The organism is Mycobacterium attenuatum (assembly GCF_900566085.1).
In the GTDB taxonomy this organism is placed as follows: Bacteria; Actinomycetota; Actinomycetes; order Mycobacteriales; family Mycobacteriaceae; genus Mycobacterium; species Mycobacterium attenuatum.
The window spans coordinates 1-26,900 of sequence record NZ_UPHT01000020.1 but is presented as its reverse complement, the minus strand read 5'-3'; the positions used below and the strand labels follow the sequence as shown (position 1 = coordinate 26,900).

22 protein-coding genes and 2 pseudogenes are annotated in these 26,900 nt (G+C 68.2%); 15 read left to right on the top strand and 9 right to left on the bottom strand.

Going from position 1 to position 26,900, the window contains the following annotated elements; translation table 11 throughout:
- The first annotated feature begins 58 nt into the window (after positions 1-58).
- The 8 genes and pseudogenes from EET13_RS03380 to EET13_RS03345 all read left to right on the top strand — a co-directional run bounded on the left by EET13_RS03380 (position 59) and on the right by EET13_RS03345 (position 9,297).
- Positions 59-793 carry a phosphatidylserine decarboxylase gene (locus tag EET13_RS03380; protein WP_280177658.1) on the top strand — a complete coding sequence of 245 codons (735 nt, stop codon included), beginning with the start codon at positions 59-61 and terminating at the stop codon, positions 791-793.
- The gene (gene pssA, locus EET13_RS03375) at positions 790-1,650 is read left to right on the top strand and encodes a CDP-diacylglycerol--serine O-phosphatidyltransferase (RefSeq protein WP_122440966.1); all 861 of its coding nucleotides are present in this window, start codon (positions 790-792) and stop codon (positions 1,648-1,650) included. The genes EET13_RS03380 and pssA overlap by 4 nt, the downstream gene beginning before the upstream one ends.
- On the top strand, positions 1,647-3,851 hold the full coding sequence (locus EET13_RS03370; protein ID WP_425293998.1) for an AAA family ATPase: 2,205 nt from the start codon (positions 1,647-1,649) through the stop codon (positions 3,849-3,851). The genes pssA and EET13_RS03370 overlap by 4 nt, the downstream gene beginning before the upstream one ends.
- A 474-nt stretch (positions 3,852-4,325) precedes the next feature.
- A pseudogene (locus EET13_RS03365) lies at positions 4,326-5,381 on the top strand (hypothetical protein); the annotation flags it as partial.
- A 108-nt stretch (positions 5,382-5,489) separates the two neighbouring features.
- Positions 5,490-6,284, top strand: coding sequence for an alpha/beta fold hydrolase (locus EET13_RS03360; RefSeq protein ID WP_244603739.1), 795 nt, complete (start codon positions 5,490-5,492; stop codon positions 6,282-6,284).
- Positions 6,281-7,600 carry a molybdopterin-dependent oxidoreductase gene (locus tag EET13_RS03355; RefSeq protein WP_122440964.1) on the top strand — a complete coding sequence of 440 codons (1,320 nt, stop codon included), beginning with the start codon at positions 6,281-6,283 and terminating at the stop codon, positions 7,598-7,600. The genes EET13_RS03360 and EET13_RS03355 overlap by 4 nt, the downstream gene beginning before the upstream one ends.
- Positions 7,601-8,092, top strand: a complete 492-nt coding sequence (locus EET13_RS03350) for a hypothetical protein (protein WP_425294218.1) — start codon at positions 7,601-7,603, stop codon at positions 8,090-8,092. It begins immediately after the preceding gene.
- Positions 8,089-9,297, top strand: coding sequence for an MFS transporter (locus EET13_RS03345; protein WP_168991050.1), 1,209 nt, complete (start codon positions 8,089-8,091; stop codon positions 9,295-9,297). The genes EET13_RS03350 and EET13_RS03345 overlap by 4 nt, the downstream gene beginning before the upstream one ends.
- Here the strand turns inward: EET13_RS03345 and EET13_RS03340 are convergent.
- The 5 genes from EET13_RS03340 to EET13_RS03320 all read right to left on the bottom strand — a co-directional run bounded on the left by EET13_RS03340 (position 9,294) and on the right by EET13_RS03320 (position 12,814).
- The gene (locus tag EET13_RS03340; RefSeq protein ID WP_244603742.1) at positions 9,294-9,917 is read right to left on the bottom strand and encodes an LON peptidase substrate-binding domain-containing protein; all 624 of its coding nucleotides are present in this window, start codon (positions 9,915-9,917) and stop codon (positions 9,294-9,296) included. The genes EET13_RS03345 and EET13_RS03340 overlap by 4 nt on opposite strands.
- 74 nt (positions 9,918-9,991) lie before the next feature.
- Complete coding sequence (locus EET13_RS03335; RefSeq protein WP_122440962.1) at positions 9,992-11,155, bottom strand: glutamate--cysteine ligase; 1,164 nt, start codon at positions 11,153-11,155, stop codon at positions 9,992-9,994.
- Positions 11,136-11,852: a superoxide dismutase[Cu-Zn] gene (gene sodC / locus EET13_RS03330; RefSeq protein WP_122440961.1), complete on the bottom strand. Its 717-nt coding sequence runs from the start codon at positions 11,850-11,852 to the stop codon at positions 11,136-11,138. The genes EET13_RS03335 and sodC overlap by 20 nt, the downstream gene beginning before the upstream one ends.
- Before the next feature lie 118 nt (positions 11,853-11,970).
- Positions 11,971-12,441 carry a LytR C-terminal domain-containing protein gene (locus EET13_RS03325; RefSeq protein ID WP_122440960.1) on the bottom strand — a complete coding sequence of 157 codons (471 nt, stop codon included), beginning with the start codon at positions 12,439-12,441 and terminating at the stop codon, positions 11,971-11,973.
- Between the two features lie 64 nt (positions 12,442-12,505).
- On the bottom strand, positions 12,506-12,814 hold the full coding sequence (locus tag EET13_RS03320) for a nucleoid-associated protein NapA (protein WP_122440959.1): 309 nt from the start codon (positions 12,812-12,814) through the stop codon (positions 12,506-12,508).
- Between the two features lie 361 nt (positions 12,815-13,175).
- Here EET13_RS03320 and EET13_RS03315 point away from each other — a divergent pair, with 361 nt between their 5' ends.
- The 5 genes and pseudogenes from EET13_RS03315 to EET13_RS32540 all read left to right on the top strand — a co-directional run.
- Complete coding sequence (locus EET13_RS03315) at positions 13,176-13,769, top strand: peptide deformylase (protein WP_122440958.1); 594 nt, start codon at positions 13,176-13,178, stop codon at positions 13,767-13,769.
- Positions 13,769-14,650 carry an N-acetylglutamate synthase, CG3035 family gene (locus EET13_RS03310; protein WP_122440957.1) on the top strand — a complete coding sequence of 294 codons (882 nt, stop codon included), beginning with the start codon at positions 13,769-13,771 and terminating at the stop codon, positions 14,648-14,650. Before EET13_RS03315 ends, EET13_RS03310 begins: the two co-directional genes overlap by 1 nt.
- 17 nt (positions 14,651-14,667) lie before the next feature.
- Positions 14,668-15,483 carry an exodeoxyribonuclease III gene (locus tag EET13_RS03305; RefSeq protein ID WP_211189019.1) on the top strand — a complete coding sequence of 272 codons (816 nt, stop codon included), beginning with the start codon at positions 14,668-14,670 and terminating at the stop codon, positions 15,481-15,483.
- A gap of 126 nt (positions 15,484-15,609) precedes the next feature.
- Complete coding sequence (locus EET13_RS03300; protein WP_122440955.1) at positions 15,610-16,056, top strand: hypothetical protein; 447 nt, start codon at positions 15,610-15,612, stop codon at positions 16,054-16,056.
- Positions 15,950-20,395, top strand: a pseudogene (locus EET13_RS32540) (HAD-IC family P-type ATPase); the annotation flags it as partial. The gene EET13_RS03300 and the pseudogene EET13_RS32540, both read left to right, overlap by 107 nt.
- Here EET13_RS32540 and EET13_RS31150 read toward each other — a convergent pair.
- Positions 20,358-20,633 carry an Rv1535 domain-containing protein gene (locus EET13_RS31150; protein WP_244603741.1) on the bottom strand — a complete coding sequence of 92 codons (276 nt, stop codon included), beginning with the start codon at positions 20,631-20,633 and terminating at the stop codon, positions 20,358-20,360. The pseudogene EET13_RS32540 and the gene EET13_RS31150 sit on opposite strands and share 38 nt — an antisense overlap.
- Positions 20,634-20,696: 63 nt before the next feature.
- Here EET13_RS31150 and EET13_RS03290 point away from each other — a divergent pair, with 63 nt between their 5' ends.
- Entirely contained in the window at positions 20,697-20,972 is a 276-nt protein-coding gene (locus tag EET13_RS03290) for a hypothetical protein (RefSeq protein ID WP_089025118.1), read from the top strand.
- 36 nt (positions 20,973-21,008) lie between these two features.
- Here the strand turns inward: EET13_RS03290 and EET13_RS03285 are convergent, their stop codons facing one another.
- From EET13_RS03285 to EET13_RS03275, 3 genes are all read right to left on the bottom strand, one after another.
- On the bottom strand, positions 21,009-24,872 hold the full coding sequence (locus EET13_RS03285; RefSeq protein WP_122440954.1) for a SpoIIE family protein phosphatase: 3,864 nt from the start codon (positions 24,870-24,872) through the stop codon (positions 21,009-21,011).
- Positions 24,869-25,249, bottom strand: a complete 381-nt coding sequence (locus EET13_RS03280; protein WP_122440953.1) for an STAS domain-containing protein — start codon at positions 25,247-25,249, stop codon at positions 24,869-24,871. Before EET13_RS03280 ends, EET13_RS03285 begins: the two co-directional genes overlap by 4 nt.
- 93 nt (positions 25,250-25,342) lie before the next feature.
- On the bottom strand, positions 25,343-26,020 hold the full coding sequence (locus EET13_RS03275; protein ID WP_244603740.1) for a PAS and ANTAR domain-containing protein: 678 nt from the start codon (positions 26,018-26,020) through the stop codon (positions 25,343-25,345).
- A 162-nt stretch (positions 26,021-26,182) separates the two neighbouring features.
- Here EET13_RS03275 and EET13_RS03270 point away from each other — a divergent pair.
- On the top strand, positions 26,183-26,900 hold a 718-nt coding region (locus tag EET13_RS03270; RefSeq protein ID WP_136623096.1), incomplete at its 3' end, for a PE family protein.

Here is a 26,900-nt window from a genome sequence, read left to right as displayed (position 1 = left end):
GATCGGCACCGGATCGACTCGGGCGCAACCCACGCCCACCTTCCGTAAGATGACCGCCGTGGCACGACGCCCCCGCAGCCCTTCCGCGCAGGAAGGCCCGTCCTATCCGGAACCGACGCTGAGCCCGCAGCACCTGCTGGCGTTGGTGCGGACGACCGTTCCGCCGATCCACCCGGCGGGGCGGCCATTCGTCGCTTCCGGCCTCGCTGTTGCGGCTGCCGGTTACCGGTCCAGGTGGCTGCGCCGGGCCGGCCTGCTGACCGCTGGCGCGTGTGCCGGGTTTTTCCGGCACCCCTCCCGGGTGCCGCCCACCCGCGCCGGAGCCATCGTCGCGCCGGCCGACGGCGTCATCTGCGTGATCGACTCCGCGGCCCCGCCCGCCGAACTCAGCATGGGCTCCGAACCGCGGCCCCGGGTCAGCATCTTCTTGTCGATTTTCGACGCCCACGTGCAGCGGTCACCGGTGAGCGGCGACGTGGTTGCCGTGCAACACCGGCCCGGCCGTTTCGGATCCGCCGACCTGGCGTCGGCCAGCGACGACAACGAGCGCACCAGTGTGCGGATCCGTACGCCCGGCGGCGCCGAGGTGGTGGCCGTGCAGATCGCCGGATTGGTGGCCCGCCGCATCGTGTGCGACGCACATGTCGGGGACACGCTGTCGATCGGTGACACCTACGGCCTGATCCGGTTCGGCTCGCGGCTGGACACCTACTTGCCGCCGGGCGCGGAACCCGCGGTCAGAGTGGGCCAGCGCGCGATTGCCGGCGAGACGGTACTGGCTGACCTGCCATGACGACCAAGCCTCGGATCCGGCGAGGGGTGAACCTGCATTTGTTGCCCAGCGCGATGACGGTACTGTCCATCTGCGCGGGATTGACTTCGATCAAGTTTGCCCTCGACCACAAGCCGATACCGGCGATGGCGCTGATCGCCGTGGCCGCCATCCTCGACGCCCTCGACGGCCGGGTGGCCCGCATCCTGGACGCGCAGTCGCGGATGGGCGCCGAAATCGACTCCCTGGCCGATGCCGTGAACTTCGGCGTGACACCGGCCCTGGTGGTCTACGTGTCGCTGCTGTCCAAGTGGCCGGTCGGCTGGATGGTGGTGCTGCTGTACGCGGTATGTGTGGTGTTGCGGCTGGCCAGATACAACGCCCAGCTGGACGACGGGACCCTGCCCCCCTACGCGCACGAGTTCTTCGTCGGAATGCCGGCTCCGGCGGGGGCGGTGTCCATGATCGGTCTGATCGGCCTCAAACTGCAGTTCGGCGAGGGCTGGTGGACGTCGGTTTATTTCCTGGCGTTCTGGATCACAGGCACATCGTTGCTGATGGTCAGCACGATTCCGATGAAGAAGATTCACACCGTCGCGGTGCCACCCAACTTGGCCGCCCCGCTGCTGGCGGTGCTGGCGATTGTGGCGGCCGCCGCGATCCTGGCGCCCTACATCCTGATCTGGGTCATCATCATCTCCTACGTGTGCCATATCCCGTTCGCGGTGCGCAGCAAACGCTGGCTTGCCGAACATCCTGAGGTGTGGGGCGAAAAACCCAAGCAACGACGTGCCGCCCGGCGCGCGATCCGCCGAGCGCAGCCGCACCGGCGGTCGATGGCTCGGCTGGGGCTGCGCAAGCCGGGCGGGCGGTTGTGACTCGTCCCGGTGATCCGGTCCGGACTCGCCCCCTGGGTGCCCCGCAACTGACGCTGACCGCCCGGCTGAACACCTCGGCCGTCGACTCGCGCCGCGGTGTGGTGCGGTTGCACCCCAGCGCCATCGCCGCCCTGGGCATCCGGGAGTGGGATGCGGTGTCACTGACCGGGTCCCGCACGACCGCGGCGGTGGCGGGCATGGCCGGTCCGCAGGTCCCGGTCGGCACCATCTTGCTGGACGACGTCACCCTGTCCAACGCGGGCGTACGGGAGGGCACCGCGGTGCTCGTCAACGGGGTCACCGTCTACGGCGCACGGACCGTGACGCTGAGCGGCTCGACGCTGGCCTCTCAGTCGATCTCGCCGCTCACCCTGCGCCAGGCGCTGCTCGGCAAGGTGCTCACCGTCGGCGACGCGGTGTCGCTGCTGCCCCGCGACCTGGGTCCCGGCACCTCGACGTCGGCGGCAACCCGGGCGTTGGCAGCGTCGGTCGGGATCAGCTGGACCTCGGAGCTGTTGACGGTGACCGGCGTCGATCCCGAAGGACCGGTCAGCGTACAGCCGAATTCCCTGGTCACCTGGGGTGCCGGCGTACCCTACCGGGCGTCGACGGCCGCGGAGAAGGCCAGTGTCGCCACCCCGGAGATCCAGGTCGAGGAGCTCAAGGGCACCCAGCCGCAGGCGGCCAAGCTCACCGAATGGCTCAAACTTGCCCTCGACGAACCCCACCTGCTCAAGACTTTGGGGGCTGGCGCCAACCTGGGTGTGCTGGTGTCGGGTCCGGCCGGCGTCGGCAAGGTGACGCTGGTGCGCGCGGTGTGCGCCGGGCGCAGGGTGGTGGAGCTGGACGGCCCGGAGATCGGCGCGCTGGCTGCCGAAGCCCGGCTCGAGGCTGTCACCGCTGCCGTGCAGGCAGTCACGGCGGTGCGTGACGGCGGCGGGGTGCTGCTGATCATCGACGTCGATGCCCTACTGCCGGCAACCCCCGAGCCGGTGGCCTCACTGATCCTGGCCGAATTGCGTACCGCGGTGGCCACCGACGGCGTGGCCGTGATCGCCACCACCGCCCGGCCCGACCAGATCGATGCCCGGTTGCGCGCGCCCGAGCTGCTGGACCGAGAACTCGGCCTGCCGCTGCCCGACGCCGGCACCCGAAGGGCGTTGCTGGAAGCGCTGCTCAAACACGTCCCCTCCGGGGATCTTGACCTCGATGAAATCGCCAGCCGCACACCGGGTTTCGTGGTTGCCGATCTGGCGGCGCTGCTGCGTGAGGCGGCATTGCGGGCGGCCTCGCGGGCCAGCGCGGACGGTCGGTCACCGAAACTGAACCAGGACGACCTCGTCGGCGCGCTGAGCGTCATCCGGCCGCTGTCACGCTCGGCCAGCGAAGAGGTGGCCGTCGGCAGCGTCACACTCGACGACGTCGGCGATATGGCCGAGGCCAAGCAAGCGCTGACCGAGTCGGTGTTGTGGCCGTTGCAGCACCCCGACACCTTTGCCCGGCTGGGCGTCGACCCGCCCCGCGGGGTATTGCTCTACGGCCCGCCCGGCTGCGGCAAGACGTTCGTGGTGCGTGCGCTGGCCAGTACCGGGCAGCTGAGCGTGCATGCGGTCAAGGGCTCCGAGCTGATGGACAAGTGGGTGGGCTCGTCGGAAAAGGCGGTGCGCGAGTTGTTTCGGCGCGCGCGCGACTCGGCGCCGTCCCTGGTGTTTCTCGACGAGGTCGACGCGCTGGCACCGCGGCGCGGCCAAAGCCTCGATTCGGGGGTGAGCGACCGGGTGGTGGCGGCGCTGCTGACCGAGCTCGACGGCATCAACCCGCTGCGCGACGTCGTCGTGCTGGGTGCCACCAACCGGCCCGACCTCATCGACCCGGCCCTGCTGCGCCCGGGCCGGCTGGAACGTCTGGTGTTCGTGGAACCCCCCGATGCGGCGGCGCGCCGCGAAATTCTGCGCACCGCCGGCAAGTCGGTCCCACTGGCCGCCGACGTCGACCTGGACGAGGTGGCCGCCGGGCTCGACGGGTACAGCGCCGCCGATTGCGTGGCCCTGCTGCGGGAAGCCGCGCTGACCGCGATGCGGCGTTGCATCGATGCCGCCGACGTCACCGCCGCCGACCTGGCGGCGGCCCGCGAAACCGTGCGCCCCTCACTGGATCCGCAGCAGGTAGCGGCATTGCGCAGCTTTACCGAGGGCCGGTAGCGGCGCGTTGGCGGCCGCTCGCCCTGACGCCTTGCTCGACGACGACCCTGCCCACTGTTTGGAAACACATCTGCGGGTTACACAAAGGCCGTCGGCTGCAACGTCTTGTCCAGTGAACCCGCACATGCAGCCGAGGAAAGACCGCCGATGCCGCTTGCACATTGCGCACAACCAGGCCGGCGAGGTCGCCGGATCGAACTTGAGCCATGCTGGCAACCGTTACGCCGCGTCGTCTGTCTTCTGACCCGGATTGTGGTGACCGCGGCAGCGGTAGTCGCCACGGTCTCCCGTGATTTACCCCTAGCGGTCGGGAGAACCCTGGCAACAACCGCCCCCGGTCACGCAGACGGCTTGTCGAAATCGAAGACGAACGGCGTGCGCGACACGGACCACCGCTTTGATTTGCCCGATCCGACGCATGTGGTACGTGATTCCGGTTAGCTGGCAACTGCTTTCGGTGGGCGATGCCCAACGTGGGCCTTCGCGCTGGCGATGGTCGACGGATGGCAGCGTGGCTTCGCCGGCCGGCTCACGGCGCGTCACGAATACCTGCGTCAAGTGCCCACCGTCACCGACATCCCGCACGCGCTGCACAGCTTCTCGCGGCGCATTCTTGATTTCCAGCCCGATTCGTGGATCACGCATGTGTCCGGGCACCCGCCCGGCGCGCTGCTGACGTTCGTCTGGCTGGACCGCATCGGCTTGGGTGGTGGCGCCTGGGCGGGCGCGCTGTGCTTGCTCGCAGGGTCCAGCGCGAGCACAGCCATCATCGTCGCCGTGCGGGTGATGTCCGGCGAGTCCACGGCACGCTTGGCGGCACCGTTCGTCGCGGTGGCGCCCACCGCAATCTGGGTCGCCGTGTCCGCCGACGGCTACTTCACGGGTGCCGCGGCCTGGGGCATCGCGCTGCTGGCGCTGGCGGTCACCCGATCGGTTCGGCTGCCGGCGTTGCCGGCGCTGGCAGCCGGGCTGCTGCTGGGCTGGGCGATCTTTCTCAACTATGGCCTGGCGTTGCTGGCGTTGCCGGCGTTGGCGGTGCTGCTCGCCGCGCCCGGGCGGACCGCGGCGCTGCGCGCGCTGGCGCTGGCTCTGGTCGGCGCGGCGGCGGTCACAGCCGCGTTCGCATCCTTTGGCTTTTGCTGGCTCGACGGCTATATGCTTGTGCTGCAACGCTATTGGCAAGGGATTGCCAACGACCGGCCGTTCCAGTATTGGAGTTGGGCCAATCTGGCCGCGGCGGCATGCGCCATCGGGCTGGGCAGCGTGGTCGGTCTCAGCATGGCCTTCGATCGCCGAGCCATTCGACGACGCCCGGGTATTCATCTGTTGCTCGTTGCCGTCGTGCTGGCGATCCTCATTGCCGACCTGAGCATGTTGAGCAAGGCCGAGGTGGAACGCATCTGGTTACCGTTCACCGTTTGGCTAACCGCCGCCCCCGCGCTGCTGCCGCCTCCGTCGCACCGATGGTGGCTGGCGGCGAACATCGTCGGCGCGGTGGCACTCAACCACGTCATCTACACCAACTGGTAGGCGCAGGCCCGGCCGAGCGCCCGAGGTAGTTTGCGCCGGAAGTGGGTACCCGGCACACACCATCTTGACGCCAGAGCGTGTCAACCCAACAAGTGAGGGGTAATTGGGGTGAAGTTCGTGCGGGCAGGATCGGGTCGGCCGTTGCTGCTGGTGCACGGGATCTCGAATCTGCACAACTGGGACCCGATCATCCCCGGGTTGGCCCGCGAGCGCGACGTCATCGCCGTGGATTTGCCCGGCTTCGGCGACAGCCAACCGATGGTAGGCGAGGTGAGCATCGCCACGCTTACTGACGCCGTCGAAACGTTCATCGCCGAACAGAATTTGGGCGATGTCGACGTCGTCGGCAGCTCCATGGGCGCGCGCATGTCGCTGGAGCTGGCCCGCCGCGGCCACGCCGGCAACATCGTGGCGCTCAACCCCGGCGGCTTCTGGAGCGATGCACAGGTCAGGGTCTTCGGTATCACCGTCGGCGCCTCGATCGCGCTGGTGCGTCGGATCCAGCCGTTGCTGCCGGCGCTGACCCGGACCAAGCTGGGCCGCACCGCACTGCTCATGCAGTTCTCGGCGCGGCCATGGCGGCTTGATCCGCAGCTGGTGTTGCAGGAACTGCGCGGCTTCAGCCACGCCCCGGACTTGGACGCGGCGCTCGATGCCCTGGTGCACGGCCCGAAACAGCAAGGCGCCCCGGCTGGTTCGCTGGCCGGCTCCGTCGTTATCGGTTGGGGCCGCCACGATCGTGTCACCGCGCCCAGCCAGGCGGCCCGGGCGCAGCGGCTGTTTCCGGATGCATCGATGCACTGGTTCGACAAGTGCGGACACTTCCCGCATTGGGACCAGCCCGAGGAAACGATCCGGCTGATCCTCGACGCCACAGCCGCCCCGGCGGGCAACGCGCGATGAGATTTCGCGCCGCCAGTAGCCTGCACCAGCGGTCCCGGCGCGCTCGTAATGAACACACGCCACCCGTTGACCATGGTTTCCCGGCCCGACTGTGGCGGAGCCCGCTGCGTGGGCCATGGCTGACGTCGGTGTTCGCGTTGGTGTTGTTGGTGGGCTTGCCGATCGTGATCCTGACGGGGCTGTTGTCCTACATTGCCTACGGGCCACAGTTCGGGCAGGCGTTGCCCGTCGATGTGGGATGGCTCAAGCTGCCGACGTTCGACTGGCCCACCCGGCCGGTGTGGCTGTATCGACTCAGCCAAGGCTTGCACGTCGGGCTGGGGCTGGTGCTGATCCCGGTGGTGTTGGCCAAGCTGTGGTCGGTGATCCCGCGGCTGTTCGTCTGGCCGCCCAGCCGGTCGATAGCCCAAGTGGTGGAACGGCTTTCGATAGCGATGCTGGTTGGCGGGATCCTGTTCGAGATCGTCACCGGGGTGCTCTACATCCAGTACGACTACGTCTACGGGTTCAGCTTCTTTCCCGCCCACTACTACGGCGCGTGGGTGTTCATCGCCGGCTTCCTGATGCACATCACCGTCAAACTCCCGCGGATGCTGACCGGCCTGCGGTCGATGTCGCTGCGAAAAGTGTTGCGCACCAACCGGTCCGACACCCGTCCAGAGGAGCCCGATGCCGACGGGCTGGTCGCCGCCGACCCGGCACCCCCGACGATGAGCCGCCGTGGCGCGCTCGGGCTGGTCGGTGGCGGGGTGCTGCTGACCGCCTTGGTCACCGTGGGCCAGACGATCGGCGGCTTGGCCCGCCATCTGCCGCTGATGCTTCCGCCCGGGGATAAGACCGGCCCAGGTCCGAACGACTTCCGGATCAACAAGACCGCGCAGGGAGTTGGCGTGGAGCCCGCGGCCACCGGTGACAGCTGGCGGCTCACCCTGCGCGGCGGCCCCACGCCGGTGGTGCTGCGGCGCGAGGATCTGATGGCGCTGGCTCAGCACCGTGCGCGGCTGCCGATCGCATGCGTGCAGGGCTGGTCGACCGTGCAGAGCTGGAGCGGAGTTCGGCTGGCCGAACTCGCGACGCTGGCCGGAGTTTCACGCCCGCGCTCGGCGCTGGTGTCCTCGCTGGGACGCAAAGGCTACTTCAACCGAGCGACCTTGCAGGCCAACGCAATCGGTCACCCGGACGCGATGCTGGCGCTGCGCGTCAACGGCGCGGACCTGTCGCTCGATCACGGGTACCCCGCCCGGGTCATCGTCTCGGCGCTGCCCGGAGTGCACAACACCAAATGGGTGACCGCCATCGACTTCGAGGCAGGCTGAGTGACCAGGCTGGCAAGAAGGTTGCGCGAGTTGTACGGGTCGGGCCCGGTCCATCTGCTGACCATGCTGGCCGGATTCGCGCTGCTGGGCTACCTGGTTGTCACTGCCGAACCGTCCACACTGCTCAAACCCGAGGGCAGCTGGTGGAAGTCGATGGCGGTGTGGTTCGCCGGGGCAATCGTCTTTCACGACCTGGTGCTGTTCCCGATCTACGCCCTGGCCGACCGGCTGCTGGGCATAGCGGCCAGACCCCGGCCCGCTCGGGTGCCCGCCCGCAACTACCTGCGGGTGCCCGCGCTGGGCTCCGGATTGATCCTGCTCATCTTCTTGCCGAACATCATCGAACAAGGGGCCCAGAAGTACTTCGAAGACACCGGGCTGACGCAGGAACCCTTCCTGGGCCGCTGGCTCATGCTCACCTCCGCGATGTTCGCCGTGAGCGCCCTGGTCTACAGCATCCGGTTCGCCACCGGGGAACACAGAACGCGATGACGACGGACGAGGCAACCCGCGCCGTCAGCACGGCCCGACGCTGGTCGATGCTGGCAATCTCGCAAACCGCGACGCTGACCGCCAACGTCTTCATCAACGGTGTGGCGTTCCTTATCCCCGCCCTGGCCAACCGCGGCGCCAACCTGGCCCAAGCCGCGCTGCTGGCGTCGATGCCGAGCTTCGGGATGATGTTGACGCTGATCGCCTGGGGCCACCTGCTGGACCGCGTCGGCGAGCGGATCGTGCTCACTTTCGGTTTGGCCCTGACCGCGGCGGCAGGGGTTGCCGCCGCGGCCGTGCACTCAATGGTCGTCGTGGGCATACTCCTTGTCCTCGGCGGCATGGCCGCCGCCAGCTGTATCAGCGCCAGCGGGCGGCTGGTCACCGGCTGGTTCCCGCAGCATCGGCGCGCGGTTGCCATGGGGATACGGCAAACCGCCCAACCGCTGGGCATCGCGGTGGCGGCGTTGGTGATTCCCGAGCTCGCCAAGCGCAACTTCTCGGTGGCGCTGCTGTTCCCCGCCGCACTGTGTGCGTTAGCGGCGATGGCCAGCGCACTGGGTGTGCACGACCCCCCGCGTGACGACCGACCGGGTGTCGACTTTCGCGAAGTGGCCGACCTGTACCGCAAGACGGCGCTGTGGCGCATCCACTTCGCTTCGGCCCTGCTGATGGTGCCGCAACCGGTCGTCTTGACGTTCATGCTCGTCTGGTTCATCCAAGAGCGCCGCCTGTCGGTGGCGGGCGCGGGTGCGTTGGTAGCCACATCGCAACTACTCGGGGCGCTCGCCCGCATCGCGGCCGGACGCTGGTCGGATCGCGTCGGTTCGCGAATGCGGCCGGTCCGGACGATCGCCGTCGTCACGACTGGGGTGATGGTAGCGCTGGCGATCACCGACCAGCTGGACTGGGCGATCGCGTTGGCGGTCATGGTCGTCGCGGCGGCGATCACCGGCGATAGCGGGCTGCCGTTCACGGTGATTCCCGAGATTGCCGGTCCCTTCTGGAGCGGCTGGGCGCTGGGCAAACAGAACACCTTCGAGCGGCTGGTGGTGGCGGTCGCACCGCCGGTCTTCGCGGTGGTGATCATGACGGCCGGCTACCCGTTGGCGTTCGCCCTGTGTGGCTTGTTCCCGTTGGTCGCGCTGCCGCTCGTGCCGGTACACACCCCGCCTGAACACGGCACGCGTGGGCAGGTCAGCTAATCGGACAGCTGGAACTCGAGCATCTCGGCAACGGAGTTGACAGCCTCTACCAGCGTGGCCAACCTGTCGGCCGCTGAGGGTGCAGACAATACGGCGTAGCGATCAGCGGGGCCCATCGGAGCACGAGACGCTAACGTATACAACATTTTTTCGGCGTCATCGGTAATGTTCCGCTGGTATCCCAGCAATGCTTCGCGACTCGGCAACCGCGTGCCACGGGCAATGGCGATCCGTTCGAACAGGGCTACCACCCGGTCTTCGACGTCATGCAGCTGGTCCGCGGTGACCGCTGGGCCCGGTTTGTCGGGCCAGGCCTGTACGTTGGCGCGTGGGTAGGGGTCGTCGGGCAACCAGGCGCAGACTTTGATCCGTCCGCCGATTCGGCAGCGCAGTACATACCGGCCCGATCCGACATCCAGGCATTCGCTGATCCTGGCCAGTGTGCCGACATCACAGCGGATGTCACCGCCGCCGACCTCGCGGCCGCGTGAGATCAGCACGACACCGAACCGGGGTTCTGCACTGTCCAGGCAATCGCGCACCAAGGCGCTGTAGCGAGGCTCGAATATGCGCAACGGCAGGTCTTCGCCGGGCAGCAACGCCGATTCGAGGGGAAACATCGCCAGCTCGACGGAATCGGTTTGTTCGGCAGGCACCATAACTGGATATCCAACTCTGCGCGTCACGTGTGAATCTAGATGTCGAGCTCGGCAACCAGCGCGTCGACGACGGCGCGCAGGTCACCATCGTGGTCTTCGGCCACCCGTCGCTGCCGCTGGTAGGAAGCACCCACCCGGGGGATATCTGCCACCGCAGCCAGCTCGTCGGCGCAATGCAGCGACTTGGCGACCGGCTGCAGCCGGGTCAGCAGGTCGTCGAGGTCCTCGGTCACCAGCCGCTCGTTACTGTCAGCGTCCAAGATGATCACCGCGTCCAGGCCGTAGCGAGCGGCACGCCACTTGTTTTCCTGGACATGCCAGGGGGGCATGGTCGGCAGCGTCTCCCCTGCGTCGAGCCGGCGGTCCAGATCGACCACCAGGCAATGGGTGAAGGCGACCAGCGCGCCGAGCTCACGCAAGTTGGAGATGCCGTCGCACACCCGTATCTCGATCGTGCCCAGATGCGGCGAAGGTCTTATGTCCCAGCGGATTTCGTCCATGTGGTCGATGATGCCGGTTTTCTTCTGGTCGTAGACGAAGCCTTCGAACTCGGACCAGGTTTGGAACTGGAACGGCAACCCGGCGGTGGGCAACTGCTGAAACATCATCGCCCGGTTGCTGGCATAGCCGGTGTCTTCGCCGCCCCACCAGGGTGAGGACGCCGACAGCGCCAGCAGATGGGGGTAGTAGTTGAGCAGCGACGAGATTATCGGCATCACCTTGTTCGCCGACGAGATCCCGACGTGGACGTGCACGCCCCAGATCAGCATCTGGCGCCCCCACCATTGGGTGCGCTTGATCAGCTCGGCGTAGCGCGGCGCGTCGGTGAGCTTCTGGGTGGACCACCGCGCGAACGGGTGGGTGCCGGCGCAGAACAACTCCATGCCGCGGTCCCGGACGATCCGGCGCGCCGAGCCCAGGGTGTCACGCAGATCGTCCATTGCCTCCGCGGCAGATTCACAGATACCGCTGACCACCTCGACGGTGTTGCGCAGCAATTCTTTGTGTACGCGCGGGTTTTCGCCGATCTCGGCGATGACGGCGGTGGCTTCGTTGCTCAGGTCACGGGTCTGCGCGTCGACGAGCGCGAACTCCCATTCCACACCGACGGTCGGCCGTGGCGATGGGGCGAAATCGATACGGACATCACCTTTTTGGGGCGCCCTGTGGACCGGCGAGCTAGCCGGAACCGATGACACCGCACGCCACCCGCTTGCCGGCGTCACCGGTGCTCATCGTGGTCTGATCTGGCCCCGGTGTCCCGTTGGCCTGGGTGTAACGGTCCGCCGGGATGTTGGCGAAATTGTCGGCACCGGCGTGAATGATGATGGCCGTTTTTTCGCCACTCACCAAGTCGTCCATGGTGAAGGCGTCCGTGGTGGTAACCAGCGTGCCGCTACCGTCGCCGCGCACCTGCAGTGACGACAAGTCACCGTTGGACTGTCCGGTCTTGGCACGCCCCGGCACCTGGAAGTGTCCACCGGCGGACAGGAAGTCGCCCGGAGCCCCGCCGCTCGGGGCGACCGAATTGGGCTCACACTTGCCCGCCTGGTGGATGTGCACGCCGTGGAAGCCGGGGGTGAGGTGCCCGGTGCCCGTGGTGACGATGGTGATGGTCGCGAATCCATTGGCGAACTCGAATTTCGCGGTCGCAACCTCGGTGCCGTCGGGTGCCCGCAGCTGGGTGGTCAGGCCCTGCCCAGTGGGCGCCCCCTCCTGGTGGCCCCGGCCTTCTGCCGGCGCGGGTGATCCGGTCCAGACAGACGGCGTGGTACCAGGTGTCGTGGAGGCGTGTTGCGGCGACGAGCACGCGCTTACCAGGGCGACGCAAGCGGCTGCGGACAAGGCGGACAAGGTGGTAGCTACGACGTGGCGGTGACCGGCGGGCATAGACATAGCGGAGAGCCTAGCCTGGCGCCCGGGCGGGTCGACACGACCCGCTCGGAAGCCCGGCAAATAGACCCGGCCTGGCGCCCGGGCGGGTCGACACGACCCGCCCGAGTGATCTGCGGCCTCAGCCCGTGACGAGGACGATGACGCCGGGCGGCTGGTCGGCGAGTTCGGCGATGCGCCGCTCGACGGGTGCTCCGAGTTTCTGGCCGACCGCGTCCGCGGTGGCCCGTTCCCCTTCGGCGTCGCCGTAATACACCGTCGTGGCGGAAACATCCGTCACGGAAAGGTTCGTGACCTCGGTCACTTTGAAGCCGGCCGCTTTGAGTTGATCGGCGGTGCGTCCGGCGACTCCTTCTTTGCCGGAGATGTTGTACACCCGCACCTCGGCCTGGTTTGCCGGGGTTTTCGCACCGGTCGAGGTAGGCGCGGTGGTGGTCGTCATGGAGGTCACCGGCGAGGAGTCCTCATCGGATTTCCCGGACGAGCCCAGGGCTTGCCAGCCCAGCAGCAGGAAGATGATGCCCAAGAACAACAGCACCATCACCATGGCTCGTAGGGGAAGCCCCGTGGAGTCGGGGACGCGCTCGTTCATCGAGCCCACTGTAGCCAGGAGAAGCCCGAAACCTGTAACGGCACGTCAAAAAGGTGGACGGGCGTCAAGTCACTTCGAAGCCAAGGCGGCGCGCCGCCCGCGCCTTCTGGCGGCTGGCACGCAGCCGTCGCAGCCGTTTCACGAGCATGGGATCCGCGGCCAGTGCCTCAGGTCGGTCAACCAGCGCGTTGAGCACTTGGTAGTAACGCGTCGCCGACATGGAGAACAACTCTTTGATCGCTTCTTCCTTGGCGCCGGCGAACTTCCACCATTGACGTTCGAAAGCCAAAATGTCGTGCTCGCGACGGGTTAGACCTTCGGCAATGTCAGAGTCGTCCCCCGCTCGACTTGCCCGCGCCATGGCGCCGTCCATATCGCTTCCCTGGACCCTTCCGGCGAATGCTCAATTAGCTCGAATGACTTGACCTACAAAGGGGCATGTTCCGGCGAATATTGAACCACGCCGGGAACTGTTGCCCCGTGACCCCGACCCGCGAGTCGGCCGATTGACTGCACGCGGCGCGGCGATCGCCCCACGGCCGTCAAGTCCATGCGAGTGTGCGTTGGAGACGTCGAGAGTGCGAATACGGCGCGGCCCACGGGCGTCAGGCCGGCCGTCGGTACACACTCAAAGCCACCAATACACGGTCGGCCGCGCTGGGCGACGCGACCGCCCTCGTTCTGCGCCCGCCGCCGCGCGGCGCGCATGGCCGGCCCGCTTAAGCTAGCCGACCATGGCAGTCGTACCTATCCGCATCGTGGGCGATCCGGTCTTGCACACTCCAACCAAGCCGATACCAGTGGGCGCCGACGGATCGCTGCCGGCCGATCTGCCGCAACTGGTCGCCGACATGTACGACACTATGGACGCCGCGTACGGCGTCGGCCTGGCCGCCAACCAGATCGGCTACGGACTGCGGGTGTTCGTCTACGACTGCGCCGAGGACCGCGGCAAGACCGCGCGCCGCCGGGGCGTGGTCATCAACCCGGTGCTGGAGACCTCCGAAATCCCCGAAACCATGCCCGACCCGGATAACGACGAGGAGGGCTGCCTCTCGGTTCCCGGGGAGTCGTTTCCCACCGGTCGAGCCAAGTGGGCGCGGGTCACCGGCCTCGACGCCGACGGCAAACGGGTCGACATCGAGGGCACGGGCCTGTTCGCGCGGATGCTGCAACACGAAACCGGCCACCTCGATGGCTTCCTGTACCTGGACTGCCTAATCGGCCGGCATGCCCGCAGCGCGAAACGCGCGGTCAAGTCACATGGCTGGGGCGTGCCGGGCCTGTCGTGGCTGCCCGGCGAGGGACCCGACCCGTTCGGTCACTGATGGCGGTGTGGTGGCCGGACCTCGGGACGCGCGTGACGGTTCGCTACCGCCGGCCCACCGGGTCGGTCCCGCCGTTGACCGACGCGGTGGGCCGGTTGCTGTCGGTCGACCCGACGGTGCGGGTGCGAACGAAGACCGGTGCGACGGTCGAGATCGCACCCGCCGATGTCGTGGCGGTGCGAGGACTGACCGATGCGCCGGTGCGCACCGCGGAGATCCGGGCCATCGAGCATGCGGCGGCCAAGGCCTGGCCTGGTGTGGAGCAAGCCTGGCTGGGCGGCTGGTGGCTACGAGCCGGCCACGGAACCACGATGGCCGCCAATTCTGCAGTGCCTCTTGATATCTCGGCGCAGGCCAGTAGTATCCCCGACATCGTCGAGTGGTACCGGGACCGCGGCCTCACGCCCCGGCTGGCCCTCGCCGACCGGTTGCTGCGGCCCACCGGCCTGGTCGCCGAATACGCCGAACGCATCCTGGTTCGCGACCTGGGCGACACGCTCGCCCGCCCGGTCGACCGCTCGATAAGCGTGTCCGCCCGTCCCGACGACTCCTGGCTGCGCTTCGACAGCCGCCGGATACCCCTCGACGTCCTTACTGCCGTTGTCGAGGGGGATCTGGCATTCGGCATCCACCCCGGCGGTGCCGCCGCACGCGCGTCGGTGACCGACGCACCGGGCGGCACTCGATGGGTGGGGTTGTCTGCTATACCCGCCTGCGACCAGTCTGGAACCGCCGCACTGTGCGAGGCGCTGCTGGCGTGGGGAGCGCAACGCGGCGCAACCCGTGCCTACCTGACCCTGCCGGACGCGGGCTCGACAGAGCTGCCGGGTTTCCGGCCGCACCATCGCCGCCGCTATCTGAGGCCACCCGATAGCCTCTAGCCATGCCCGAGGGCACCCTGCGGCTGGCCACCTGGAACGTCAATTCGATTCGCACCCGCCTGGATCGTGTCCTCGACTGGCTCGCCCGCGCCGACGTCGACGTATTGGCCATGCAGGAAACCAAGTGCGCCGACGGCCAGTTTCCCGCGCTGCCGCTGTTCGAACTCGGCTATGAGGTGGCACATGTCGGCTTCGATCAATGGAACGGTGTTGCAATCGCATCTCGTGTCGGTATCGACGATGTCGAGATCGGCTTCGATGGCCAACCCACCTGGAGCCGTAAGCCGGAGGTGGCGGCCACGGCGGAGGCGCGGGCCCTCGGGGCCACCTGTGGCGGTGTGCGGGTGTGGAGCCTGTACGTGCCCAATGGCCGCGCCTTGAATGATCCGCACTACACCTACAAGTTGGATTGGCTTGCGGCGCTGAAGGATACGGCTGAAGGATGGTTGCGTGACGATCCCGCCGCCGCCGTTGCGCTGGCCGGCGACTGGAACATCGCCCCGACCGATGACGACGTGTGGAGCACCGAGTTCTATGCCGGGGCCACGCACGTCTCGCAGCCGGAGCGCAACGCGTTCAACGCCATTGTCGACGCCCAATTCGCGGACTTGGTAAGGCCTTTCGCCCCCGGGCCGGGGGTCTACACCTACTGGGATTACACCCAGCTGCGTTTTCCGAAGCGGCAGGGGATGCGCATCGACTTCATCCTCGGCTCGCCGGCATTGGCGCACCGCGTCATCGACGCGCAGATCGTCCGCGAGGAGCGCAAGGGCAAGGCACCCAGCGACCATGCGCCGGTCTTCGTCGACGTGCGCGCCGGCTCGTCCGCATAACGGCAAGACACTCGCCGGTCACTGTTCGTTGTCCTGGCGTTGGTAACGTGGCAGGCTTTTAGTTGACATGCGTGCTGTGAGTGTGCGGCCCAGAGTAGATAAGCGATTACAAGCCAGGGAGTCATCATGGGAATCGTCGGCGGAGCGGTCCGCAGCGTTGGTCGAACGGTCAGCCAGGCCGCCACGGTGACCACGGCCGCCGCGGGCGCTGTCGGCGGCGCGGCGGTCAACGGCGTTGTCGGCGGCGTAAAAGGGGCCGCGGAGGGCGTTCAGCGCGGCCTCAGCACCGGCACCAAGTCGACGCCGGCGGCCGCACTGGCCATCGGCGCGCTCGGCGTCACCGGAATTGTCGAGTGGCCGATCCTGTTGGCCGTCGGGGGCGGTGCGCTGTTGTTGCGCCGGATGAACAAGAAACCCGGGGACTCCGGACCGCCGGTGAAGGCGAAACTCACCTCCGTACCCAGCGATGCCGAGCCGGACAAGGCCCCGCCACAAAAGACAACCGGCAAGGCACCGGCCAAGAAGGCGACCGGCCGGCGGGCAGGTAGCACCGAGCTGCGCAGCACCAACTGACGGCGGTGTTGAGCACCCATTGAGCATTGCCAAGTCCATAACACGGTCCCTGCCGCTGCGCGCGCTCGCGACTGGAATTCAGGCGACCACCGCACTTACCGCCGCCTCGGTCACGGTCGCCGCGGGTGTTGCCGAAACGTTGGGCAAGACCGCGGGTTCAGTCACCAAGGTGTGCGTGGCGGCCGGCACAGCGCCGTTGCGCGACGGTGTCAAGGCGATTTCCGATGAGCTGTCCCGGGAGACGCTGAGCCGGCACTGCTGGCATGGTGACAGCCGCGCCTGGATCGAGGTGCGCGGCCTCGGCGACGACGGCGAACTCGGCCGCCTGGTGCTCGAGTCGATGCGGGCCCACCCGGCCGTGACATCGGCCCGCCTGAACTATCCGCTATCACGTGTCGTCGTCGGCTTCGAGGAGGCGGCGGCCTCACTGCGGGAGCTGTGCCGGGTCGTCGCAGACGCCGAAAAGCATTACCGTTCAACGCAAGACCCGTATGTCCGCACGCCCGTGCCCAGCCTGCCGGGCGATGGCGTGGTATTGGCCACCCGAGCGGTGACCCTGGCCGCCAACGCTGCCGGGCTGGGCCTGGCGGTCAGCGGCCGTGCCCTGCGCTGGCCCCGAGTGCCGATCAGCGTGCTCGCGGGCGTGGTGGCCGTCGACTACCAGCCGCGATTACGCGGCCTGCTCGAAGACCGCATCGGCGCCGCGGCGACCGACACCCTCATGACCCTGGCTGTCGTCGCGGCGGAGACAATCACGCAGGCGCCGGCGTCGTTGTCGGTGGGCCTGGTGATGCAGACATTCAAAGCAGCCGAATCCCGTGCGGCGGCGCATGCCTGGAACCACCACGAACCGCGGTTGGCGCTGCATGCCGACCAGCTCCCGATCGGGCCGGTGCGCCGGCCCGAGCCCGCCGCCGAGCGGGCCGACACTCGCTTTGCGCTCATCCAGGCGATCAGCGCCGGTCTGGTCGGCGCCAGCACCCGCAATCTGGACATGGCCGCCACCGCCGCGCTGGTGGCCACCCCGAAGGCCAGCCGAACCGCCCCGGAGGCGTTTGCCGCGGCGCTCGGGCAGGGGCTCGCCGATCGCCATCGGGTGTTGCCGTTGCGCCCCGAGGGACTGCGCCGACTCAGCAAGGTCGACGCGATCGTCGTCGACCCCCGGGTGTTGTGCACCGAAAAGCTGCGGGTGGCCCGCATCGCCGGCGCCGGCCCGGACGAGCTGTCCGCGGCCTGGAGCCGCGCCCAGCGTGTCCTGGAAAACAACGGGCTGCGTCCCGGCTGGCACCCAGTGCCCGGAATGGATTCCGGCACAACGGACTGCGGCATCAGAGCGCTGTTTCTGCCGGCCCACGACCCATTTGCCGCGGCCGTGGTTGCCGAGGCACATCGCACCGGAGCAGAATTGGTCTCGGTGGACGACGGCTCGTTGGGCGAGCTGCGGCCCGCCTTCGACGACATCCGGCCGCTGCGAAAAGGCGCGCCCAACGGATCGATCGATGACGCTCTGGCCGGCGCGGTGGCAGATCTGCAAGCGGCCGACAGGACCGTGGCTGTGTTGTCTTCGCTTGATGGACAAGCGATTTCGTCGGCGGACGTGGCGCTGGGCATCTTGCCGCCGCACGCCGCGGCCGGCCCCGCATGGCATGCCCACGTGTTGCTGCCCGACCTTGCGGCGGCCTGGCGGATGATGAGCGCCATTCCCGCGGCCCGGGAAGCGCGCCGGCGTGGCATCGAAATCTCCGGCGGTGCATCGGCTTTGGGCGCCTTACTGATGCTGCCCGGTGTTCGCGGCCTGGGCCCCGGGCCAGTGACCACCGGCGCGGCGGCCGGAATGCTGTCGGGATATCTGTTGGCGCGCAAGATTATCGGCGCGCAAGCGCCGCGCCCGGCCGCCTTCCACGAGTGGCACGCGATGTCTGCCGAGCAGGTCTGTAAGCTACTGCCGTCGCCGGATGACCCCGCGCAGCCGGCAACGGAGCACTCGACGCTGGCCACCCGCGCCATCGCCGGTGGCATTCACACGGCAAAGCGCGGTGCCCGGATGACCGTGGGGCCCGCGCAGGCGGTCGGTCAGTTCCTGGGTGCGGTGCGGGCGGAACTGTCCGATCCGCTGACCCCCATGCTGGCGCTGGGCGCCACCGCCAGCGCGGTGCTGGGGTCGCCCGTCGACGCGGTGATGGTCGGCTCGGTGCTGACCGGCAACTCCGTACTTGCAGCGACCCAGCGGTTGCGTGCCGAGAGCCGACTGAATCGTCTATTGGCACTGCAGATTCCGCCGGCCAGGAAGGTGGTGACCGGTCCGGGCGGGCAACGCGGGTATCGCGACGTCATCGCCGAGCAGTTGCAGCCCGGCGATGTCATCGAGGTCCGCACCCACGAGGTGGTCCCCGCCGACGCCCGGGTGATCGAGGAGGTCGACGTCGAGGTCGACGAATCCGCGCTTACCGGCGAGTCGCTGTCGGTAACCAAACAGGTCGAAGCCACCCCTGGGGCGGACCTGGCCGAGCGCCGCTGCATGTTGTACGCCGGCACCACCGTCGTCGCGGGCACCGCGGTTGCGGTGGTGACCGCCGTCGGGGCCGACACCCAGGAACGGCGCGCTGCCGAGCTGGTGTCCGGCGACCTGTCCACTGTCGGCCTGCAGCACCAGCTGAGTCAGCTCACCAACCGGGCCTGGCCGGTCAGCATGACCGGCGGCGCGGTGGTCACCGGGCTGGGGCTGCTGCGCCGTCAGGGCCTGCGCCAGGCGGTGGCCAGCGGCATCGCCGTCACCGTCGCCGCGGTTCCGGAAGGCATGCCATTGGTCGCGACGCTGGCGCAGCAAGCCTCGGCGCGACGGCTGACGCAGTTCGGCGCGCTGGTGCGCATCCCGCGGTCGGTGGAGGCGCTTGGCCGGGTGGACATGGTCTGCTTCGACAAGACCGGGACGCTGAGCGAAAACCGCTTGCGGGTGGCCAAGGTGCGGCCGGCGCGGGGGTGCAGCGCCGACGAGGTGCTGCGCTGCGCCGTGCACGCCGCTCCCGCCACCAACGGCGGCCCGCAAGTGCACGCCACCGATGTCGCCATCGTGGCGGCGGCGCCGTCCGAACTGGCCGGCAATGGGGACCCGCCGGATGCTCACCTGCCGTTCCGCTCCGGGCGGGCGTTTTCGGCCTCGGTGTCGGGCACCGAGCTGACCGTCAAAGGTGCGCCCGAGGTGGTGTTGGCGGCCTGCGGCGCGGACGGCTCCGAGATGGACCGGATGGTCTCCGGGCTGGCCGCCGACGGGTTGCGGGTGATCGCCGTCGCGCGCCGCCAACTCGACCCGCAACAGGCTCGCTCGGTTCTGGACGACCCCGACGACATCGCCCAGTTCTGTCACGACGGCTTGTCTCTGGTGGGCTTCCTCGGGCTGTCGGACACGCCCCGAGGCCCGGCCGCCCAACTGCTCGCCGACCTGCACGAGCACGGGCTCGACGTGCGTCTGATCACCGGCGATCACCCGATCACCGCCGCCGCGATCGCCCAAGAACTCGGTATGTCGGTGACCAGTGACCAGATCATCAGCGGTGCGCAGTGGGATGCGTTGTCACGCAAGGATCAAGAAAAGGCGGTGGCCGAGCGGACCATCTTCGCCCGGATGACCCCGGAGAACAAGGTGCAGATCGTGCAGACGCTGGAGCGCAGCGGGCGGGTCTGCGCGATGGTCGGCGACGGCTCCAACGACGCCGCCGCGATCCGGGCCGCCACCGTGGGCATCGGTGTCGTCTCGCACGGTAGTGACCCCGCGCGGGTCGCCGCCGACATGGTGCTGATCGACGGCCGCATCGAATCGCTGCTGCCCGCCATCCTGGAGGGTCGTCAACTGTGGCAGCGGGTGCAGGCGGCGGTGTCGGTGCTGCTGGGCGGCAACGCCGGAGAGGTGGCGTTCGCCATCATCGGCAGCGCGATCAGCGGAACGTCGCCGTTGAATACCAGGCAGTTGCTGCTGGTGAACATGCTGACAGATGCGTTGCCCGCCGCGGCGCTGGCGGTCAGCAAGCCACGTGGCCAGACCAGCCTGGACGCCCGCGGCCCCGATCAACGGGCGCTGTGGCAGGCGGTAGGGGTCCGCGGGGCCACCACCGCTGCGGCAGCCACCGCGGCGTGGACCATGGCGAGGTTCACCGGCCTGCCGCGGCGTGCATCGACGGTGGGACTTGTCGCACTGGTCGCGGCGCAGCTGGGTCAAACCCTGCTGGACTCGCACGACTGGCTGGTCGTGGTTACCGCGCTGGGCTCATTGGCCGCGATGGGAACCCTGATCAGCATTCCCCTTGTCAGCCAACTGCTCGGCTGCACCCCGCTCGGCCCGGTCGGGTGGGCGCAGGGCCTGGGTTCGGCCGCCGCCGCGACCGCCGCGATGGCCGTTCTGAACCGCATTCTGGACAGTACGGATGCCGAACCGGATCCAGCGGGCGCGCTGCCGGCTTCCGATCCACGATCTCCACGACCCCAACACGCCACAGCAGCGCGTAAAGCTCCCGCAACGGCACGCTCAGCACCGCGGCGATCGACGAAACCAGCGGATCGGCCAGGGCGTCGGTCGTCGACATACTCCCGACGGTGACCCTACGACACTGCCCGGCGGCAAACCCTTCGTTACTGAAAGGCAAATGATGGTAGAAAAGAAGGCTCGTCGCGGAACCTCGCAGCGCGAAGCCGTCAAGAAGATCAGAGAGGGCGAGACCTTCGTGGTTAATCTTCCGCTGGTAGGACAACTAGAAGTGCCCCGGCCCGAGCAGCTGGCCTACTACGGCGGCTTGGCCGCGCTGGCTGCCCTGGAACTCATCGACTGGCCGGTCGCGTTGGTGATCGCCACGGGCCACGTCCTGGCGAGCAATCATCACAACCGGCTCCTGGAAGAGCTCGGCGAGGCGATGGAAGAGGCCTAGTAGGCCCCTAGTAGGCCCCTAGTAGGCCCAGTCCAGTCAGGCCCCGGTGGCGCTGTCGAACTGCAGCGCGACCCGAGTTCCGCCGGCGGTGCGCACGGTGTCGACCCGGTCAGCGAGCCCGCTCATCAAGGTGAGGCCGCGTCCCCGCCGGTGGCTGCGCAGGCTGGCCGAGGAATCGCCCGCCCACCGGCCGGAGTCGCTGACCGTGACGGCAACCCGGTCCCGGTGCAGGAATGCCTCGATGGAGACGGTTTTGCGGGCGTCGCAGCCGCTGCCGTGTTCGATTGCGTTGGTCACCGCTTCTCCGGTGGCCAGCAGGATCTTGTCACGACCCGCCGGTGCGATGTCGATGGTCGCCAGCCAATCCCGCAGCCGCCCCCGAGCGGCCGGGATCTCCGCCGGCACCGCGGGCACCACGGTGGCGAAACTGCGCGGACCCGTGTGGCTGGGACGCAGCGCCAGCACCACGACGTCGTCGCGGTAGCCCTCGGGCGGGCACATGCGCTGCAACAGTTCGGTGCACACCGCGTCGACAGGCAGCCCGCTGCACGCTGCGGCGGCGGTTTGCAGCCGGGCGAATCCCTGGTCGAGCGTCTCCCCGGCCCGTTCGATCAATCCGTCGGTATAGAGCAGGATCAAGCTTCCCGCGGGCAGGTCGGCGTGTGCGGTGACCGCGGCGCAGCTTTCTGGCCAACTGGCCACCGGGGGACGCCGGCCCGACTTGAGGTAGACCGGGCGACCGTCGGCCGAGACCAGCAGCGGATAGGGATGCCCGGCACACATGTATCTCATGGCGCCCCGGGCATCTGGTCCGGCATCTGGTCTGGCGTCGATGACGGCGTAGGCAACGGTGGCACAACGGGCCCCGGCGACGGTCGCCGCATATTTGTCCAGCGCGGCCAGCACATCGGAGGGCTCGGCCGACGTCAGCGCGAAGGCCGACACGGCGGCGCGCAGCCGGCTCATCACTATCGCGGCGGGTAGACCGTGCCCGACGACATCCCCCACCGATATCCCGATCAAGCCGCCACCATCCAACGGCGACACCGAATACCAGTCGCCGCCGACCCGCATCGCTTCACCCGCCGGCTGGTACACCGCCGCCACCACGGCAGCCGTCGACCCCCGGTTCAGGTCGAGGAGGTGCTCCTGGAATGAGACGGCAATGCGGTGTTCCTGGGCTCTGAGCAGGACCCGGTCCAGTGCGGATTGGGTGATTTCGGCTATCCGGGTGAACATGTCGAGCTCGGCGGCGTCGAACTGGCGCGGCGCGGGCCAGAGCAGAATCATCGCTCCGACGACGCGGCCGGTGCGACCGCGCAACGGGTGGGCGACACAAGCGCGAACCTTGGCCGCGGTGTCCTGCACGGCATGTTGGTAGCGCGCCGGGAGCGCCAGGGTGTCACTGACCACCATCGGCGCCCCGCGGCGGATGACGTCGGGTCCAACCAGGGGGCTGTTCAGCGCGACAACGTGGTAGCGGTCGCGAATTTCGGCGGGAAGATCCCCGGCGTATTCGAAGCGGGCATATTCGCCGTCGACGACACCGATCCCGACCGCCGCGGCACCCGAGCCGAATCGGGAGTCCAGCACGGCGGCCAGTATTCCGCCCACCGAGTCCGTGGCCTGCAGCGCAGCGTCAAGCTCGGCCAGATCCACCGCAAGCCCCTGCCGGCTGCGCTCGCGGGCGACGGCGGCCAGCCGAGACTTCACCCGTTCGACGAGTTCCTGGGAGCGGAACGGCTTGGGCAGGTAGTCGTCGGCGCCGCCGGCAAGGCCTTCGCTGACGGCCTCGGCGCCGGCCCTGGCCGACAACATGATCACCGGCGTGGCCACCAGAACCGGATCATTGCGAACGGCCGCGACGAACTCGAAACCGTCCATGGCCGGCATCATCACATCGGTCACGATCACATCCGGGTGCACCTGCCGGCTGGCATTCAGTGCCGCCTGGCCGTCGGCGACCAGCACCGTCTCCCAGTGCGGCGACAACACCCGGTCCAGGTAGGCACGCATGTCGGCGTTGTCGTCGACGATCAACACCAACTGGCGGGCCTGGTCACGGGTGAGTTCGGCACGCGGTGTGCCAGATCCCAACCACTGGCTGGCCTCCTCCACGTAGGGATTGCTGCCGTCCTTGAGCCGGGCGGGCGACGGGTCGACCGCTGCCTCGCCCAGCGACCTGGGAAGCCGGATGGTCACCGTGGTTCCGCGATCCGCCTCGCTGTCGATGTGCACCGTTCCGCGGTGCAGTTCGACCAGGCCGCGCACCAGGGACAGGCCGATGCCGGTGCCCTCCGCGCTGCGCCCGCTGGCGTTTTCGGCCCGGTAGAAGCGCTCGAACAACCGGCCTAGCTCGTGTTCGGCAATCCCGACTCCGGTGTCGCGCACCGCAATTCGGCAATGTGTATCTTCGCTGCGCACCTCGACGGTGATCGACCCGGTCAACGTGTATTTGACCGCGTTGGACAGCAGGTTCAGCACGATCGTCTCCCACATGTCCGGGTCGACGTCGGCCAGCACCGGCTGACAGTCCAGCACCAGATCAAGGCCGGCGCGCCCGCACAGCTCGCTGAACGAGGAGGCGATATCGGAGGTCAACGCGCCCACGTCGGTGCATGCCAGCTTCGCGTTCGCGCGGCCTGCTTCGATGCGGGAGAAATCCAGCAATGAGTCCACCATCCGCAGCAGCCGCCGCGCATTACGCCGTGCGGTGGTCAGCCGTTCGGTCAGGACGGTGCCGGTTGCGGCGTCGGACAGCGCGTCGTCGATCGGGCCGAGCAGCAGCGTCAGTGGCGTTCGGAACTCGTGGCTGACGTTGGTCAAAAAGGCGGTCTTCGCCCGATCCAGTTCGGCCAGCGCATCAGCGCGCCGCCGCTGCTGCTCGTAGGAGCGCGCGGCCGCCAACGCCGCCGATAGCTGGTCAGCGAGCAGCTGGCAAAAGCTGCGGTACAGGGGGTCCAGCGGACGCAGCGGATTCGCCCCCACCACCAGCGCCCCGGGGGTCGCGTTCTCGCTGAGCGGCAACACCAGCGCCTGCCTCGGGCAGTCCTGGGTGAAAATTCGGTCGATCCCGGGCATCAGCTCGTCAAGGCGGTCGACCACGTGCGCCGTCTCCCGCGATGGCAATGCCGCGTCCCAATTCGTGAGGTGCGCCAGGTTGCGCGGCAGCACCGACCGCATCGACGGGGTGGCACCACGCAGCGTGGCGCCATCCCGGTCGGGGTTGAGCTCGTCGCGCACGTAGACCGCGATGAACGGCAGATCTTCGGGCTGGCCGGCGCTGGCGGTGACGGCTGCGCTTACCGCGTCGTCGATGGTGCGGGTCTCCATGGTCGCCGACGCCACGGCATTGAGCAGGTGCAGGCGGCGCTCACTGAGCACTCGCTGGGTGGTTTCCATGACGGCGCAGAAGACGGCCGTGACGGCGCCGTGGCCGCCGATGATCGGGCTGTAAGTGAACGTGAAGTAGCGCTCCCGCGGCTTGCCCGCGGTCACCAGCGGCAACATCAAGTCATCCGACCAGGTGGCTTCGCCGGTGTCCACGACGCCGCCGAGCATCGGTCCGATCGCTGTCCAGATCTCGGGCCATACCTGCTTGCCGGGCGCACCCAGTGCCGCCGGATGCTTGTCGCCGAGGATGTGCGCATAGGCGTCGTTGTACATCAAGAACAGATCCGTCGGTCCCAGCCACAACACGATGGGGAACCGCGACGTCAACGCCACCGCCACCGCCGTCCGAATCTCGGGCGACCAGTCGGCGGGCGGCCCGAGCGGGTGTGCTGCCCAATTGAATTCGGCGAAACACCGGCCCATCTCTGCGCCCAGCGCGACCGCGGCCGCCAGGTCATCGGGTAGCTCCCGCGTACCGAATGTGCTGGGCGGCGTCGGCTCGCTCATCGCGCCTGTTCGGAATCCTTGGGTCGGGCCGCCTGCAGTGCCTGCGACAGGGTCGGATAGATCTCGAGAATGCGGTCCAGCTCGGTGACCTCGATCGGCTGGATGACCTGGCCGTGGCCGGCGACCAGCCGGACCGAAGTCCCGGCGGCGGTGCCCTGCTCGTGGCAATCCAGCACCGCGTTCAATCCCGCACTGCCGAAGAAGGTCACCGCCTGCAAATCGATGACGAGCAGGCGGGCCGGGTGGGTGGCAGCCACCCGCAGGGCCGTGGTCAGGTGTGCGGTGAGTTCGTCGACGGTGGTCGAGTCGATATCGCCCTCGGCACGCACGACAACGGCGTCCTGGCGAACCTCACACTCGACCGACAGCAGGTCCATGGCCTTCTACTCCGCCCGCAAATATGTCGAATCCCGGTAACTAACTGGGCGGGGCGCCCGACCCACGCCTGCGCCGTCCTAGATTGCTACAGCCTAACCCGCTCCGGTGGGGATACGTTCATGCACCGTCAGCAACAGATGGTCGAACTGGCTTTGAACCGTCGCCGACGGGGCCGGCAAGGTGGCGACTTCGGCGACCAACTGCTTTGCCAGTGCGCGCACCTTGGTATTGGTCTCTTGCGACCGCCACTGCAGGACGCGGAACGCCTGCTCGGGGCTGACCCGGTACACGGCCATCAGTACACCCTTGGCCTGTTCGATCGCCGCGCGGTTTTCGAACAGGTCGGGCAGTGCCTCGTCGAGCACTTCTTGCCGCGCTTCGTCGAAGGTGTCGGTGAGGTCGATGTAGTAGCCGGCGGTGCCCAGCACCGCACCCGAATCATCGAGCATGCGGTCGGCGACCACGATCGCGTCGTGCACCCTGCCGCCGGTGTCGACGAAACGATGGCGGCTGGAAAAGGACCCTCCCGAGCGCAGCGCGTAGTCGAGCAGGTCCTGGACATGAGCGCGGTCGTCGGGATGTTTGTGCGACAGCAGCAGCTTCGTCGTCGGCGCAACCGATCCGGGTTCGTAGCCATGCATTCTTGCTACCTCATCGGACCACTCCCAGCGTTGACCGACAAACCAGAATCGAAAACTGCCGACGTTCAAGTACTTACTGGCCGCGGCGGGCAGTGCGGCACCGGTCGGATGGTCACGGCAGTCGGGCAGGTGCACGTTTGAAATCATCCCACTTCGCGCGCCGACCGGCCAGCACGATCCAGACGCCCCTGCATCGCGCTGCCGAGCTGCGCGGCAGCCAGCGTCATCTGTGAAACGCCAAATCCGGCGATCAAGCGGCGGTAGGCTATTCAGGCCTGACGGGAGCACATCATGTCCTTTGTGATCATGTCGGCGGCTGAAGTAGCCTCGGCAGCAACGGATCTGAGCAAAATCGGCTCGACAATCGGTCTCGCCAACTCGATGGCGGCCGCCCCGACCACCAGAGTGCTGGCCGCCGGCGCCGATCAGGTGTCGGCCGCGGTCGCGACGCTATTCGGTACATACGGGCAGCAGTATCAAAAGCTGAGCGCCCAGATGGCCGCGTTTCACGACGAGTTTGTTAAGACACTGAACGCCGGAGCCGCGTCCTATGCCAGCGCCGAGGCCGCCAACGTCCAGCAGATGCTGCTAGACGCGATCAATGCGCCGACCCGGGCGCTGTTGGGCCGCCCGCTGATCGGCGACGGAGCCAACGCGACGATGCCCGGCGGTAACGGCGGAGCCGGCGGCATCCTGTTCGGCAACGGCGGCAACGGCGCGCCGGGCGCGTCGGGCCAGGCGGGCGGCAACGGCGGACCCGCCGGGCTGATCGGCACCGGCGGCGCCGGCGCGACCGGAGGCTTAGGCGCACCGGGAGGTAACGGCGGCACCGGCGGGTGGCTGTTCGGCAATGGTGGAGCCGGCGGAACCGGCGGGGCCGGAGTGGCCAACGCCGGACCCGGCAACATAGGCGGATCCGGCGGGGCCGGGGGCAGCGGCGGCGCCGCCGCCGGACTCTGGGGGAGCGGCGGGACCGGCGGAGTCGGTGGGATGGGTGGCGCCGAAGACG